Here is a 15,916-nt window from a genome sequence, read left to right as displayed (position 1 = left end):
CATGGCTCGCTTTCAGACCGCTTTCCGGTCCTGAAAAGCGGCTACTTTTCGCGAACGACTTTCCCGGCAGCCAAGGCTTGGCATGCCACTCGGGACTGCGCTCGCCGACTACAAAAAAAGGAGTCCGCCTGTGGCTATCCGCTATGGCAAAGGGCTGATGGGAGGTGCGGTGGTGATCGCGCTCCTGGCCCTGCTGGTCCACTGGATCGGCATCAACACGATCGAACACTACCGCGACGATTTGTTGTTTTACCTGCAAGCTCATCTGATTCTCGTCCTCGCTTCAATGCTGGCTGCCCTTGTCGTGGGCATCCCCGCCGGCATCTTCCTCAGTCGCCCGAGCATGGTCGGCCGCGCCGAACGCTTCATGCAGATCTTCAATATCGGCAACACCGTGCCTCCATTGGCCGTGCTCGCGATTGCCCTGGGCATCCTCGGCATCGGCAGTGGCCCGGCGATCTTCGCTTTGTTCCTCGCTTCGTTGCTGCCGATTGTGCGCAATACCTACGAAGGCCTGAAAAACGTGCAGGGCTCGCTGAAAGAAGCGGCCGTCGGCATCGGCATGACCCCGCGTCAAGTGCTGTGGAAAGTCGAATTGCCCAACGCCGTGCCGATCATTGTCGGTGGTGTGCGTGTGGCTTTGGCGATCAACGTCGGCACCGCGCCGCTGGCCTTCCTGATCGGCGCCAACAGCCTCGGCAGCCTGATTTTCCCTGGCATCGCCCTGAACAATCAGCCGCAACTGCTGCTCGGCGCCGCGTGCACCGCGCTGCTCGCCTTGCTGCTCGATGGCGTGGTCACCCTCGCCAGCCGTCTCTGGCTGGAACGCGGTTTGCGCCCGTCTTAAGGCTTTTGCGAAGGAATGAATATGAAACGACTTAGTTTGATCTTAGGTTGCATCCTGCTGTTCGCAGGTGTCGCGCAAGCCGCCGACAAACCAGTGATTCGCCTCGGCGCCCGGGTGTTCACCGAGCAGACCCTGCTCGCCGAAATCACCGCGCAATACCTGCGCAGCAAAGGTTACGACGCGCAGATCACCGGTGGTCTGGGCAGCAACCTCGCCCGCAGTGCCCACGAAAGCGGGCAACTGGACATGCTCTGGGAATACACCGGCGTGTCGCTGGTGGCCTACAACCATGTCACTGAAAAACTCGACAGCGCTCAGTCCTACGCCCGGGTAAAAGAACTCGACGCGAAAAAAGGCCTGATCTGGCTGACCCCGTCGAAATTCAGCAACACCTACGCCCTCGCGCTGCCGAAAAAAGTGGCTGAGGAATATCCGCAGATCAACAACATCAGTCAGCTGAACGAAGTCCTGCGCGCCGAAGCCAAGAGCAATCATCTGGTGGCGCTGGACACCGAGTTCGCCAACCGTTCTGACGGGCTGATCGGCATGGTCGATCTCTACGACATGAACCTGACCCGCGAGAACATTCGCCAGATGGACGCGGGGCTGGTCTACACCGCGCTGCGCAATGGTCAGGTGTTTGCCGGTCTGGTCTACACCACCGACGGTCGCCTCAGCGCGTTCGGCCTGAAGCTGCTGGAAGACGACAAGCACTACTTCCCCGATTACACCGCCGCGCCGGTTGTGCGTCAGGCAACGCTGGACGCCAACCCGAAACTGGCCGGGCAACTCAAGCCGCTGGCCGAACTGTTCGACGATGAAACCATGCGCCAGCTCAATGCGCGGGTCGACGTCGATCACGAAAGCCCATCGTCCGTTGCCGCCGATTTCCTGCGCCAGCATCCACTTAACTAAGGAGGAAAAGTCATGGAATTTCTGAACGCCTTTTCCCACCTCGACTGGCAGCAGGTAATGCACCTGACCTGGCAGCACATCACTCTCGTCGGCATCGCCGTGACCCTGGCGATCCTCATCGGCGTGCCGCTGGGCATTCTGATGACCCGTTTCCCGACCCTCGCAGGCCCCTTGCAAGCCAGCGCCACGGTGCTGCTGACCGTGCCGTCGATTGCCCTGTTCGGCCTGCTGCTGCCGTTCTACTCCAGGTTCGGCCAAGGCCTCGGCCCGATGCCAGCGATCACCGCCGTGTTCCTTTATTCACTGCTGCCGATCATGCGCAACACCTACCTCGCCCTGACCGGCGTCGAACCGGGCATCCGTGAAGCCGCACGCGGCATCGGCATGACGTTCGGCCAGCGCCTGCGCATGGTCGAATTGCCAATCGCCGTGCCGGTGATCCTCGCTGGCGTGCGCACTGCCGTGGTGATGAACATCGGTGTGATGACCATCGCCGCGACCATCGGCGCCGGCGGCCTCGGTGTGTTGATCCTCGCTTCCATCAGCCGCAGTGACATGTCGATGCTGATCGTCGGCGCACTGCTGGTCAGTCTCCTGGCCATTTTCGCTGACCTCTTCCTGCAGTGGCTGCAACGTTCGCTGACTCCAAAAGGACTCCTCAAATGATCGAACTTCAAAACCTCAGCAAAACTTTCCAGAGCAACGGCAAAGATGTCAAAGCCGTGGATTCGGTAAGCCTGACCGTCAATGAAGGCGAAATCTGTGTGTTCCTCGGGCCATCGGGTTGCGGCAAAAGCACCACGCTGAAAATGATCAACCGCCTGATCAAACCCACCTCGGGCAAGATCCTCATCAACGGCGAAGACACCACCGATCTCGACGAAGTGACCCTGCGTCGCAACATCGGTTACGTGATCCAGCAGATCGGTCTGTTCCCGAACATGACCATCGAAGAGAACATCGTCGTGGTGCCGAAACTGCTCGGCTGGGACAAACAGAAATGCCACGACCGCGCCCGCGAGTTGATGAGCATGATCAAGCTGGAGCCCAAGCAGTATCTGCATCGCTATCCGCGTGAATTGTCCGGTGGTCAGCAACAGCGCATCGGCGTGATCCGCGCACTGGCTGCGGATGCGCCGCTGTTGCTGATGGACGAACCGTTCGGTGCGGTCGACCCGATCAACCGCGAGATGATCCAGAACGAGTTCTTCGAAATGCAGCGTGCGCTGAACAAGACCGTGATCATGGTCAGCCACGACATCGATGAAGCGATCAAGCTGGGCGACAAGATCGCGATTTTCCGCGCCGGCAAACTGTTGCAGATCGATCATCCCGACACGCTGCTGGCGCATCCGGCGGATGACTTTGTCAGCAACTTCGTCGGCCAGGACAGCACGCTCAAACGTCTGTTGCTGGTGAAGGCGGAAGATGCGGCGGACAACGCGCCATCGGTGAGCCCGGAGACGCCGGTGGCCGAGGCACTGGAATTGATGGACGAGCACGACCGTCGCTACGTGGTGGTCACTTGTGCCGAGAATAAGGCGCTGGGTTACGTGCGGCGTCGCGATCTGCACCGCCAGACTGGCACCTGCGCGCAGTTCCTGCGTGAGTTCAACGCCACCGCCGCCTACGACGAACATCTGCGCATCCTGCTGTCGCGCATGTATGAGTTCAACCGTTCGTGGTTGCCAGTGATGGATGCCGAGCGAGTGTTCCTCGGTGAGGTCACGCAAGAGTCGATTGCCGAGTATCTGAGCTCCGGCAAATCTCGCGGCGGCAAGACCAGCATCGTCTCGCCAGCTGAGGCCGCAGTCGCATAAAACACGAAACCTGTGGGAGCGAGCCTGCTCGCGAAAGCGCAAGATCAGTCAACAATGACCTTGGCTGTGAAAATGCCTTCGCGAGCAGGCTCGCTCCCACAGGATCTGCGTGATGTTTTCTTCACTCGCCTAGCGGAAAAGAATCTCAACACCTGCAGATCGGACAGCATGTATGAGACAACCCGCGAAACAGCCAAAATCCCCCTCACCCCCACCTCTCGCCGCCAACGTCGCCGATGTTGACGCCATCACACTTACCCACGACTTAGCCGACAAAAGCCGCGAACGTGCAGGTATTTTTAACACTTGAAAAATACGGCGGAACATCTGTCCGTCATCTTGGTCGGCTACAAAGAGTGATGAACGCGACGCACGTCAGAAGCGTGCAAAAACGCGACATTTTTTGTTGATCTCAGGCCCCTCACGCCCTAAAGTTCGCGCCGAACGTCCATGCTGGAAACGATCCATCCGGCTCAAGTACTGACGACGAGACAGCAAGGCCAAGGGAAGAAAGCTGCATTTCTCCCATGGCCTTTTTGCTTTCGGCGACATGCCTTGGGAAGTAGGCGAACCAAAGTGGGGATACGGAGGGCGTTCATTTGCACCCATTGATTACTAACGTTTGCCAGTAGGAGTTCCCAAGTATGTCGATCCAGGTCGAAGACTATTTCGCGCGCGCTACATTCGACAAAATGAAGGCGTTCGCCGACAAACAGGAAACCCCGTTCGTGGTGATCGACACCGCGATGATCGCCCAGGCCTACGATGACCTGCGTGCCGGTTTCGAATTCGCCAAGGTCTACTACGCGGTCAAGGCCAACCCGGCCGTCGAGATCATCGACCTGCTCAAAGAGAAAGGTTCGAGCTTCGACATCGCTTCGATCTACGAGCTGGACAAAGTGATGGATCGCGGCGTCAGCCCGGACCGTATCAGCTACGGCAACACCATCAAGAAGTCCAAGGACATCCGCTACTTCTACGAGAAGGGCGTGCGTCTGTTCTCCACCGACTCCGAAGCCGACCTGCGCAACATCGCCAAGGCTGCACCGGGTTCGAAAGTCTATGTACGTATTCTCACCGAAGGTTCGACCACGGCTGACTGGCCGCTGTCGCGCAAATTCGGCTGCCAGACCGACATGGCCATGGACCTGCTGATCCTCGCCCGTGACCTGGGCCTGGTGCCTTACGGCATCTCGTTCCACGTTGGCTCGCAACAACGCGACATCAGCGTCTGGGACGCAGCAATCGCCAAGGTCAAAGTGATCTTCGAGCGCCTGAAAGAAGAAGACGGCATCCAACTCAAGCTGATCAACATGGGCGGTGGCTTCCCGGCCAACTACATCACCCGCACCAACAGCCTGGAAACCTACGCCGAAGAAATCATCCGCTTCCTGAAAGAAGACTTCGGTGATGACCTGCCAGAAATCATTCTCGAGCCGGGCCGTTCGCTGATTGCCAACGCCGGCATTCTGGTCAGCGAAGTGGTATTGGTTGCACGCAAGTCGCGCACCGCCGTCGAGCGCTGGGTGTACACCGACGTGGGCAAGTTCTCCGGCCTGATCGAAACCATGGACGAAGCCATCAAGTTCCCGATCTGGACCGAGAAGAAAGGCGAAATGGAAGAAGTCGTGATCGCCGGCCCGACCTGCGACAGCGCCGACATCATGTACGAGAATTACAAGTACGGCCTGCCGCTGAACCTGGCCATCGGTGATCGTCTGTACTGGCTGTCGACCGGCGCGTACACCACCAGTTACAGCGCGGTCGAGTTCAATGGTTTTCCACCGCTGAAATCGTTCTACGTGTAAGAGCAGCTGCGAGTTTCAAGCTGCTAGCTGCAAGTGAAAAGCCCATGACGTGTCATGGGCTTTTTCGTATGTCGATGCAATCCATTGTGGGAGCGGGCTTGCTCGCGAAAGCGCAGGATCAGTGCAGGAGTGGGTGACTGACAAGACGCCTTCGCGAGCAAGCCCGTTCCCACAGGGGTTATGCGGTGCGACTTAACTCATCGGCACGACGCTGATATCGGGATGCCAGGGCTTGAATCCTTGGGTCTGTTGCACCAGCCAGCGTCTGACTCGCCACCCGCAGAAAATTCAGATTACCGCCCGCCAGCGCTTTGTCGAGCCAAACCAGCGCCTCATCAATCCGCCCCTCCCCCGCCAGCACTGCCGCAAAACTGAACTGCCCGCGAAAATCGCCGCCCTCGGCCGAGCGGCGATACCAGTCGTGCGCGGCGCTCGGATCGGCCCGACAGGCCTGCCCGTCTTCCAGATAACGTCCCAGCAGGTTCATCGACTTGGCGTGACCGGCTTCGGCGGCGCGCTGATACAGCGTCAGTGCCTGACCATGATCCAACACCACTCCGCGCCCGGTGGCCAGCAGATTGGCCAGGTTGTACATCGCCCAATCCAGCCCCGCGTCTGCGGCGATTTGATAATGCCGCGCGGCAATCGCGGCATTCGCCGCACAACCCCAACCATGCTCATGACAACGGCCGAGCATGTTGCGCGCCATCAGATGCCCCTGACCCGCAGCGATGCCGAACCAACGCAGCGCCAACGCTTGATCCTTGGCGATGCCCTGGCCGTCCAGAAGGATTTGCCCCAGCAACGCCTGCGCTTCAACCTCGCCCTCACCTGCCGCCAGCAAAATAGCCTGCGCAGCACGGGCCGGGCTTTGTGCAAGCATGGCGCTGAGTTGTTCGCCGCTGAGGACTTCCTGGCGACGCAGCAGGAAACTCATACCTCGACCCAGCGCCGCAGCAGGTTGTGATACGTGCCGGTGAGGCGGATCAGCGAGGGATGATCGGGCATGTCCTGGGTGAGCTGCTGAATCGCGCCGTCCATCTCGAACAGCAACGCGCGCTGACTGTCTTCGCGCACCAGGCTTTGCGTCCAGAAGAACGACGCGTAGCGCGCGCCGCGCGTGACCGCGTTGACTTTGTGCAGACTGGTGCCGGGGTACAAAACCATGTCGCCGGCGGGCAACTTCACCTGTTGGGTGCCGTAGGTGTCCTGGATTTCCAGCTCACCGCCGTCGTAGTCCTCAGGCTCGCTGAAGAACAGCGTGGCCGACAGATCGGTGCGCACGCGCTCGATGCTGCCCTTGGGTTGGCGCACGGCATTGTCGATGTGGAAATCGAAACTGCCGCCGGCCGTGTAACAGTTCACCAGGGGCGGGAAGACCTTGTGCGGCAACGCGGCGGACATGAACAGCGGGTTTTTCCACAACCGTTCGAGCATCGCTGCGCCGATTTCCTTGGCCAGCGGATGCCCTTCCGGCAATTGCAGATTGTGCTTGGCCTTGGCCGACTGGAAGCCTGCGGTGATCTTGCCATCGGCCCAATCGGCCTGCTCCAGTGCCTCGCGAATGCGCTGCACCTCGTCTTTCGCGAACAGTCCGGGGATGTGCAGCAGCATGGTGATGTCACCTGATGGCAAAGAGGCGGCAATGGTATTGATTCTTATTGGCCGTGTAAAACCCGGGAGACGAACGAACTGGCAGAAACCGTAAGGTTAAATTGTAAAGAATGTAAATTCAGCGCAGTTAGCAATGTTTCGCAATTGATACGAATACTTGTTTACCCTATATTCCGCCGCCTCAAATCCTTGGGGAGGGGAATAAAAATGGCACGTCAACACGCACAAATACCGGTCAGTTCACCACGCCTGCTCGCCTCTGCAATTGGCGTGGCAATCACCGCCAGTTCTGCTGGCCAGATGGTGTTCGCTGCTGAAAAAACCGAGAGCAAAGCCGCCGGCAATGCCATCGCTCTGGACGCGACCTCAATCACTGGCGAAACCCAGGATTCGACGTCCTACCAGGTCGAAAAAGCCTCCTCGCCCAAGTACACCGCGCCGCTGGTCGACACGCCGCGCTCGGTCACCGTCATTGCGCAACAAGTCCTGAAAGACACTGGCGCCCTGAACATGCAGGACGCACTGCGCACCGTGCCGGGCATCACCTTCGGCGCCGGTGAAGGCGGCAACCCGCAGGGTGACCGTCCGTTCATCCGTGGTTTCGATGCACAGGGCGACACCTACCTCGACGGGGTGCGCGACACCGGTTCGCAAAGCCGCGAAATCTTCGCCGTGGAAAGCATCGAAGTCAGCAAGGGCCCGAACTCCGCCATCGGCGGTCGTGGCGCAGCCGGCGGCAGCATCAACCTGGTGAGCAAGAAAGCGCACCTGGGCAACTCGTTCGATGGCGGCTTCACCTGGGGCTCCGACCAGACCCAGCGTTACACCCTCGACGGCAACTACCAGTTCAGCGACACCGCTGCCGGCCGTCTGAACCTGATGAGCCACGAGAGCAACGTCGCCGGTCGCGACAAGGTCGATTACGACCGTTGGGGTATCGCCCCTTCCCTGGCGTTCGGCCTGGGCACCGACACCCGCGTCAACCTCGATTACTACCATCTCGAAAGCAACGACACCCCGGATTCGGGTGTGCCGTACACCATTCCGGCCGGCGGCTCAGCAGCTCGCACCAAGTCCAATCCGGACAAGCCGTACTCGGGTGGCGATCACAGCAATTTCTACGGTCTGGATCGCGACTTCCGCAAGGGCCGCACCGACACCGCGACCTTTGCCATCGAGCATGACCTGAGCGACTCGCTGACCCTCAAGAACACCCTGCGCCATGGCACCAGCATGCAGGATTACATCCTGACCCAGCCTGACGACAGCAAGGGCAACGTCAACAACGGTACGGTCTGGCGTCGTGCGAACACTCGCGTGAGCAACACCGAGACCACCACCAACCAGACTGACCTGTTCGGCAACTTCTACGTCGCCGGCTTCAAGAACAGCTTCTCCACCGGCGTGGAATACACCCGTGAGCAAGGCCAGAAGTCTTCGTACAACGTCAACACCGACACCACACCGCGCACCAGCGCCGTGACCACCAACTGCAACCCGGACCTGATCGGCGCCGCCAGCGGCTACAACTGCACCTCGCTGTCGAACCCGAACCCGAACGATCCGTGGAACGGCGCCATTTCGCGCAACTACGCCGGCACCGACACCCAGTCCGATACCTACGCGCTGTATGTGTTCGATACCCTGGAGCTGTCCGAGCAATGGCTGGTGAACATGGGCCTGCGCTACGACCATTTCGAAACCGGCTACAAGACCTACAACAACGCTGGCCGCACCACCGCCAAGGGAGATGACACCAGCGAGTTCGTCACCGGTCAGTTCGGCGTCGTCTACAAACCGGCGGAAAACGGCAGCATCTACGCGTCCTACGCGACCTCGGCCACGCCACCGGGCAACACCCTGGGCGAAGGTCAGGAAGGCAACCCGTTGGGCGGCACACCGGATCGCAGCGGCAACCTGCTGAGCAGCGATCTGGAGCCGGAAACCACCAAGAACTACGAAATCGGCACCAAGTGGGATCTGCTCAATGATCGCCTGTCGCTGACCGCTGACATCTTCCGCACCGAGAAAGAAAACGCCCGCGTGCAGGTCGACACCACCTCTTACGAAAACGCCGGCAAGACCCGCGTGCAAGGTGTCGAGCTGTCGGCCAGCGGCAAGCTCACCGACAAATGGCAAGTGTTCGCCGGCTACGCCTACATGGACAGCGAACAAGTCGATGGCGGTCCACTGGGCCGGGCCAACGATGGCAACGAGCTGCCTAACACACCGAAGAACAGCGCCAGCCTGTGGACCACTTACCAGGTCACGCCGAAGCTGACCCTCGGTGGCGGTGCGTTCTACGTGGATGACGTTTTCGGCAGCGTGGCCAACACCACGATGGTCGATTCCTATGTTCGTTACGACGCAATGGCAGCGTACAAGCTGACCAAGAACGTCGACCTGCAATTGAACGTGCAGAACCTGACCAACGAAACCTACTACGACAAAGCCTTCTCGACCCACTTCGCCAATCAGGCGGCGGGCCGGACGGCACTGCTGAGCACCAATTTCCACTTCTGACTGATGCTGTAAATGGGGGAGCTGGCCTGCTAGCTCCCACAGGAGATCTGCTCACCAGATCCGGCCCCGTTCATTCAATTGAGCGGGGCTTTTGTGCGTAGTGAAGAACGCTTCTCGATAACCCACGGCATAATGCGCGCCGTGATGACAATTTCCGAACGGACGGCGAGTGACGTGTTGAAGAAAACCCTGTTCCAGTTGCACTGGTTTTTTGGCATCACCGCAGGCCTTGTGCTGGCGCTGATGGGCATCACCGGCGCGGCCTATTCGTTTCAGGACGAAATCCTGCGGGCGATGAATCCGTCCGTGCTGCAAGTGAAAGAACAAGTCGCCGGTGTCTTGCCGCCGGTAGAACTGGTCGAGCGTATCGAAGCGACGTCCGGCAAAAAGGTTTCGATGCTCTGGGTCGAGACCGACAGCGGTCACGCGGCCAAAGTGTTCTTCACCCCACCGAAAGGCGAGCGGCGCGGCGAGATGCGCTACTTCGATCCGTACACCGGCGAGTTCATGGGCGATGCCGTCGGCCAGGACTTCTTCGGTCTGATGCTGCAGCTGCACCGTTTCCTCGCGATGGGCGACACCGGGCGCAACATCACCGGCGCCTGCACCCTGATCCTGCTGTTTTTCTGCCTCTCCGGTCTGTACCTGCGCTGGCCGCGTCAGTGGCACAGCTGGCGTGTGTGGCTGACGCTGGACTGGAAAAAAAGGGGCCGCGCCTTCAATTGGGATCTGCACTCGGTGGCCGGCACCTGGTGCCTGTTGGTTTATCTGCTGCTGGCGCTGACCGGATTGTCGTGGTCTTACGAGTGGTACAACAAAGGCCTGACCAAATTGCTGTCCGATGCACCGCAAAACGAACGCGTGCGCGGCGGCCGCGGCCCGGCGCCGGAAGGTCCGGCACCCACCGCCGACTACGCGGCGATGTGGAGCAGCATCTACAGCGCGGCAGGCCCGGGTCTGTCTGCGTACAACATTCGTATGCCGCCAGTCGCCGGGCAACCGGCGACGGTGTTCTATCTGCTCGACAGCTCGCCCCATGATCGCGCGCTCAACCAGATCACCCTCGACCCGGCCACCGGCATCGTCAAACGCGTCGACCGTTACGCCGACAAGAGCTTCAAGGCGCAACTGCTGACCAGCATTTATGCACTGCACGTCGGCAGTTATTTCGGCCTCATCGGACGGATCATCATCACCGTCGCGGCGGTGTGCATGCCGCTGTTCTTCATCACTGGCTGGCTGCTGTACCTCGACCGCCGCCGCAAGAAAAAGCAGATCAAGGATGCGCGCAACGGGCTCGAACCAACGACCGGCGACGCCAAGGCATGGCTGATCGGTTTCGCAAGCCAGAGCGGCTTCGCCGAGCAACTGGCGTGGCAGACCGCCGGCCAGTTACAGGCCGCCGGATTGCCAGTGAAGGTGCAGCCGCTGGCGAATGTCAGCGAACAGGATTTGCGTGAGTCGAACAATGCGCTGTTCGTGGTCAGCACGTTTGGCGACGGCGACGCGCCGGACAGTGCCCGTGGCTTCGAGCGCAAAGTCTTGAGCAAGGCTGCAACGCTCGACAGTCTGAATTACGCGGTGCTCGGTCTCGGTGATCGTCAGTATCAACACTTCTGCGGATTCGCCAAACGCCTGCATCAATGGCTGGGCGAACACGGTGGCAAGACGCTGTTTGCCCCGGTGGAAGTCGACAGCGGCGATGCCTATGCGCTGCGCCACTGGCAAACCCAACTCGGTCTGCTCACCGGGCAGGCGCCGGTCGATACCTGGCAAGCGCCGAGCTACGACAACTGGACGCTCACCCGCCGTGACCTGATGAACCCGGACAGCAGCGGCGCGCCGGTTTATCTGCTCGGTTTGAGTGCGCCCGACACCAGCAGTTGGCTGGCCGGTGATCTGGTCGAAGTGCTGCCGCGCAACTGCCCGTGGGCCATCGAACATTTCCTCGACGGCCTCGGCATTCGTGGCGAAACCACGGTAAAAATCAATGGCCTCGACGAGCCGCTGGAAGTCGCGCTGGCTTCGCGCCAATTGCCGGAGCACCGCGCGCATCTGGTTGGTTTGCATGCGCAGGCGCTGGTTGATGCGATGGTGCCGCTGGCCATGCGTGAATACTCGATTGCCTCGATTGCGGCGGACGGTGTTCTGGAGCTGATCGTGCGTCAGGAACAGCACGCCGATGGCACCCTGGGCATCGCTTCCGGCTGGCTGACCGAGCATGCGCCGGTGGGCGGCAGCATCAGTCTGCGCGTGCGGCGCAACAGTGGCTTCCACCTGCCAAACGAACCGCTGCCGATGATTCTGATCGGTAACGGCACGGGGCTGGCCGGTCTGCGCAGCCTGCTCAAGGCGCGCATTGCTGACGCTCAGCAGCGTCAGTGGCTGCTGTTCGGCGAGCGTCACCGTGAGCACGATTACTTGTGCCGGGCGGAGCTGGAAGAGTGGTTGATCAACGGCGATCTGGCACGACTGGATCTGGCGTTTTCGCGTGATCAGGCAGAGAAGGTTTATGTGCAGGATCGCTTGCGGGAATCGGCTGAGGAGTTGAAGAAATGGCTGGCGGAGGGTGCTGTTATCTACATCTGCGGCAGCCTGCAGGGGATGGCATCAGGCGTCGATCAAGTGCTCAACGAAGTGCTCGGCGCTGCTGAGGTTGAACGCCTGATTGAGCAGGGTCGTTATCGCCGGGATGTGTACTGAGTCTGTCGAAGAGCCCCTCACCCTAACCCTCTCCCAGAGGGAGAGGGGACTGATTGGGGGATGCTCGAGCAATACGCCGACTTGAACGCCCCTTACTGAATCCAAAGTCGATATGAGGGCGTTGTGCCGAATCCATAATCAACCCGGTCTTTCAGGTCGATGTATCGCGCAAGACATCTCGCTCGGCCCCCTCTCCCTCCGGGAGAGGGCTGGTGAGGGTGGCTTTTGATCTTCAAACCGGCTGCAGTTTCTGTTCGAACACACTGACCCCATTCAAATCCCGCAACACCACACTCATCTCCCCGCTTTGCCCCTCAATATTCACCTCGCCAAAAAACTGAAACCCGGCAAACGGTGACATGTTCTGCGCCGTCGGTGCCTTCTCGAACACCACTTCCGGACCAAACGTTTTATCCAGCGGATTGGGCCCGAAACTCCCGGCATTCAGCGGCCCCGCAACAAACTCCCAGAACGGTTCAAAATCCTGAAACGCGGCACGATCCGGGTGATAGTGATGCGCTGCGCAGTAATGCACATCCGCCGTGAGGAAGACGAAATTGCGCACCTGCTGCGCCCGCAGAAAACCGAGCAATTCGGCAATCTCCAGTTCACGTCCCTGCGCCGGTCCCGGGTCGCCGTTGGCCACGGCCTCCCAGCGCGCAACACCCGGACTCACCTCGCCGTCAGGCACGCCCAGGCCAATCGGCATGTCTGCCGCGATGACCTTCCACTGCGCTTTCGAGGCCTTCAACCCGCGCTTGAGCCAATCCAGTTGCTCACGCCCCAGGAACGGTTTTGCTGCGCCGAGGTTGTCGTCGTTGGCCTCGCGGTAACTGCGCATGTCGAGTACGAAAACATCCAGCATCGGCCCGTACTTGAGCTTGCGATAAATTCGCCCGCCCGCGTCAGCCGCCTGCAAACGCATCGGCGAGTATTCCAGCCAGGCCTTGCGCGCTCGGCCGACCAGGGTGTGGATGTCTTTTTCCTGATAGCGCTCGTCGAGCTGCTTGCCGGGCGACCAGTTGTTGACCACTTCATGGTCATCCCACTGCCAGATCTGCGGGACTTCGGCGTTGAAACGGCGGATGTTTTCGTCCATCAGGTTGTAGCGATAATTACCGCGATAGTCGTCGAGGGTCTGGGCGACTTTGCTCTTGGCTTCGGTGGTGATGTTGCGCCACACCCGGCCGTTTTCAGTGGTCAGTTGCGCCGGCACCGGGCCGTCGGCGTAGATGGTGTCGCCGCTGTGGATAAAGAAGTCCGGCAGGCGCAAACGCATGGCTTCGTAGATGCGCATGCCGCCGATGTCCGGGTTGATGCCAAAGCCTTGGCCAACGGTGTCGCCACTCCAGACGAAACGAATATCACGCCGCGCCGAGGGTGCGCTGCGCAAGTGACCTAGCCACAGTTCGCTGGCGACGCCGCTGCGGGCGTCCTTGAAATACACGCGATAGAAAATCGCCTGATCGGCGGGTAACCCGGTGAGTTCGACGCGGGCGGTGAAGTCGCTGCGGGCATCCGCCAGCGCCGAAACGATACGTCGTGGATTGCGAAACTGGCTGCGGGTGTCCCACTCGACCACCATCCGGGCCGGGCGGTCGCTGCGGCTCCAGATCATCGCGCGGTCGCCTTGCAGGTCGCCGGACTGCACGCCATCGGTCAGTTGCGGTCGATCCTTGACCGAGGCAATCACCGCCGGCGCCAGCCCCGGCAACAACAGCCCGGCGCCGACCGCTTGCACGACACGGCGGCGACCGAGATTGAAATCGCTCATGGTGTTCTCCCTGAAAAAGGGAAAACTTAAGCACGCCTGTATGACCTCGCCATGACACCACTCACCATTGTGGGAGCGACCTGCTCGCGAAAGCGGTGTGCCCGTCAACCTGCATCTCGCTGGCAGTTTGCATTCGCGAGCAGGCTCGCTCCCACAGGGGATTAGTGTTGTTCATCAGGCCTTGGCGGGGTCCAGCGCCAGCTCGACTGCTTCCGGGCGTTTGGCCAGCGCATACACCACCGCCGTCAACAAACTCCCCGCCACAATCGCCAGCAAATACAACAACGCATGATTGATCGCATTGGGAATCGCCAGCACAAACAAACCACCGTGCGGCGCCATCAGTTTGCAGCCGAAGTACATCGACAACGCGCCGGTCAGCGCGCCACCGGCAATGCTCGCCGGAATCACCCGCAGCGGGTCTTTCGCAGCAAACGGAATCGCCCCTTCGGAGATAAAGCACAGCCCCAGCACCAGCGCCGCTTTACCGGCCTCGCGCTCGGTCTGGGCGAACTTGCGCCGCGCAATGAAGGTGGCGATGCCCAGACCAATCGGCGGCACCATCCCGGCGGCCATGGTTGCGGCCATCGGCGCGTAACTCTGCGACGCCAGCAGCCCCACCGAGAACGCATACGCCGCTTTGTTGATCGGCCCGCCGAGGTCCACACACATCATGCCGCCGAGCAACACACCGAGCAGAATGGCGTTGGTGGTGCCCATGCTGTCGAGAAAGTGCGTCAGCGCCCCGAGCATGCCGGCGACCGGTTTGCCCACCACGTAAATCATCACCAGCCCGGTAAACAGGCTGGCGAACAACGGAATGATCAGAATCGGTTTCAGTGCTTCAAGGCTCTGCGGCAAGGCGACATAACGACTGATCGCCTTGGCCGCATAACCGGCGATAAAACCGGCAACGATACCGCCGATAAAACCGGCGCCCAGCGTGCTCGCGAGCAAGCCGCCAATCATCCCGGGCGCGAGGCCCGGACGGTCAGCAATCGAGTAGGCGATGTAACCCGCCAGCAACGGCACCATCAATTTGAACGCCGTCTCGCCACCGATCTGCATCAGCGCAGCCGCCAGCGTGCCCTCTTCCTTGAACGCGGTGATGCCGAACACGAACGACAGCGCGATCATCAAACCGCCCGCCACAACCATCGGCAGCATGAACGACACGCCGGTCAGCAGGTGTTTGTAGACACCGGTTTTTTCCTGCTTGGCCGGTGCTTTCGCATCTCCCGCAGCACTTTCCACGACACCTTCGGCCAGCGCTTTTTTCAGCGTGGCTTCGGACTGCTTCAACGCGATCCCGGTGCCGCAGCGATAGATTTTCTTGCCGGCAAACCGCTCGGTGGCGACTTCGATATCCGCTGCCAGCAACACCACATCAGCCTCGGCAATCGCCGCTGCGCTCAACGGGGTTTTCGCGCCCACGGAGCCTTGGGTTTCGACCTGCAAGTCATAGCCCAGACGCTTGGCGGTCTGCTGCAAGGCTTCGGCCGCCATGAAGGTGTGCGCGACACCCGTCGGGCATGCGGTAATGGCGACGATACGTGGCGCTCGCGGCGCATCAGCCACCGGCTCAGCCTCGCGGGCAGTGTAAATTTCAGCCTCTTCAGCACCGCGACGCAGTACCGCTTCGACATCCTGCAGCGCTTGCGCCGGAGCAATCTGGAAAACGCGCTTGCCGACGAAGCGCGTCATGTCGACAACCCCGGTGGCGACCAGCAAGACCCACTCGGCGGCTTCAATCGTCGCCGCCGACAACTCGCGTTCGGGGTGCGCCGCATCGACCACTTCGACGCTGGTGCTCCAGCCCTGACGCTGTGCTGCTGCATCAAGCAAGCGGGCGCACAGCACACTGGTGACCATGCCGTTCGGACACGCCGTAACAATGGCTAATTTCATGACC

General features: G+C 60.5%; 11 protein-coding genes. 7 read left to right on the top strand and 4 right to left on the bottom strand.

The annotated features are described in order from the left end of the window. Nucleotides 1-157 precede the first annotated feature (157 nt). The 5 genes from AACY19_RS08565 (at nucleotide 158) to AACY19_RS08545 (ending at nucleotide 5,390) form a co-directional block, all read left to right on the top strand. Nucleotides 158-847, top strand: coding sequence for an ABC transporter permease (locus AACY19_RS08565; RefSeq protein ID WP_166554532.1), 690 nt, complete (start codon nucleotides 158-160; stop codon nucleotides 845-847). A 21-nt stretch (nucleotides 848-868) separates the two neighbouring features. Continuing rightward, complete coding sequence (locus AACY19_RS08560; protein WP_339449832.1) at nucleotides 869-1,762, top strand: glycine betaine ABC transporter substrate-binding protein; 894 nt, start codon at nucleotides 869-871, stop codon at nucleotides 1,760-1,762. 12 nt (nucleotides 1,763-1,774) lie between these two features. Next, nucleotides 1,775-2,428, top strand: a complete 654-nt coding sequence (locus AACY19_RS08555) for an ABC transporter permease (protein WP_339449831.1) — start codon at nucleotides 1,775-1,777, stop codon at nucleotides 2,426-2,428. Then, the gene (locus tag AACY19_RS08550; RefSeq protein ID WP_339449830.1) at nucleotides 2,425-3,582 is read left to right on the top strand and encodes an osmoprotectant ABC transporter ATP-binding protein OsmV; all 1,158 of its coding nucleotides are present in this window, start codon (nucleotides 2,425-2,427) and stop codon (nucleotides 3,580-3,582) included. The genes AACY19_RS08555 and AACY19_RS08550 overlap by 4 nt, the downstream gene beginning before the upstream one ends. Before the next feature lie 644 nt (nucleotides 3,583-4,226). Next, nucleotides 4,227-5,390 carry a type III PLP-dependent enzyme gene (locus AACY19_RS08545; protein WP_339449829.1) on the top strand — a complete coding sequence of 388 codons (1,164 nt, stop codon included), beginning with the start codon at nucleotides 4,227-4,229 and terminating at the stop codon, nucleotides 5,388-5,390. A gap of 178 nt (nucleotides 5,391-5,568) precedes the next feature. On the opposite strand, the gene AACY19_RS08540 is transcribed toward AACY19_RS08545, so the two are convergent. Both AACY19_RS08540 and AACY19_RS08535 read right to left on the bottom strand, forming a co-directional pair. Then, nucleotides 5,569-6,327, bottom strand: a complete 759-nt coding sequence (locus AACY19_RS08540) for a tetratricopeptide repeat protein (RefSeq protein WP_339449828.1) — start codon at nucleotides 6,325-6,327, stop codon at nucleotides 5,569-5,571. Continuing rightward, nucleotides 6,324-7,004, bottom strand: coding sequence for a Fe2+-dependent dioxygenase (locus tag AACY19_RS08535; protein ID WP_339449826.1), 681 nt, complete (start codon nucleotides 7,002-7,004; stop codon nucleotides 6,324-6,326). The genes AACY19_RS08540 and AACY19_RS08535 overlap by 4 nt, the downstream gene beginning before the upstream one ends. Nucleotides 7,005-7,211: 207 nt before the next feature. Between AACY19_RS08535 and AACY19_RS08530 the strand changes: the two genes are divergently transcribed. Both AACY19_RS08530 and AACY19_RS08525 read left to right on the top strand, forming a co-directional pair. Next, entirely contained in the window at nucleotides 7,212-9,527 is a 2,316-nt protein-coding gene (locus AACY19_RS08530) for a TonB-dependent receptor (RefSeq protein ID WP_339449824.1), read from the top strand. 174 nt (nucleotides 9,528-9,701) lie between these two features. Beyond that, nucleotides 9,702-12,230 carry a sulfite reductase flavoprotein subunit alpha gene (locus AACY19_RS08525; RefSeq protein WP_339450046.1) on the top strand — a complete coding sequence of 843 codons (2,529 nt, stop codon included), beginning with the start codon at nucleotides 9,702-9,704 and terminating at the stop codon, nucleotides 12,228-12,230. Nucleotides 12,231-12,462: 232 nt separating this feature from the next. Here the strand turns inward: AACY19_RS08525 and AACY19_RS08520 are convergent, their stop codons facing one another. Continuing rightward, a complete protein-coding gene (locus tag AACY19_RS08520) occupies nucleotides 12,463-14,004 on the bottom strand; it encodes an alkaline phosphatase D family protein (RefSeq protein ID WP_339449822.1) in 1,542 nt (513 codons plus the stop codon). A gap of 174 nt (nucleotides 14,005-14,178) precedes the next feature. Continuing rightward, complete coding sequence (locus tag AACY19_RS08515) at nucleotides 14,179-15,912, bottom strand: PTS fructose-like transporter subunit IIB (RefSeq protein ID WP_339449820.1); 1,734 nt, start codon at nucleotides 15,910-15,912, stop codon at nucleotides 14,179-14,181. Nucleotides 15,913-15,916: the final 4 nt, after the last annotated feature.

The sequence above is a fragment of the Pseudomonas sp. EA_5y_Pfl2_R50 genome (assembly GCF_963970475.1).
Lineage (GTDB): Bacteria > Pseudomonadota > Gammaproteobacteria > Pseudomonadales > Pseudomonadaceae > Aquipseudomonas.
Note: the sequence above shows the minus strand (reverse complement) of the source record. Positions and strands in the feature narration are given on the sequence as shown.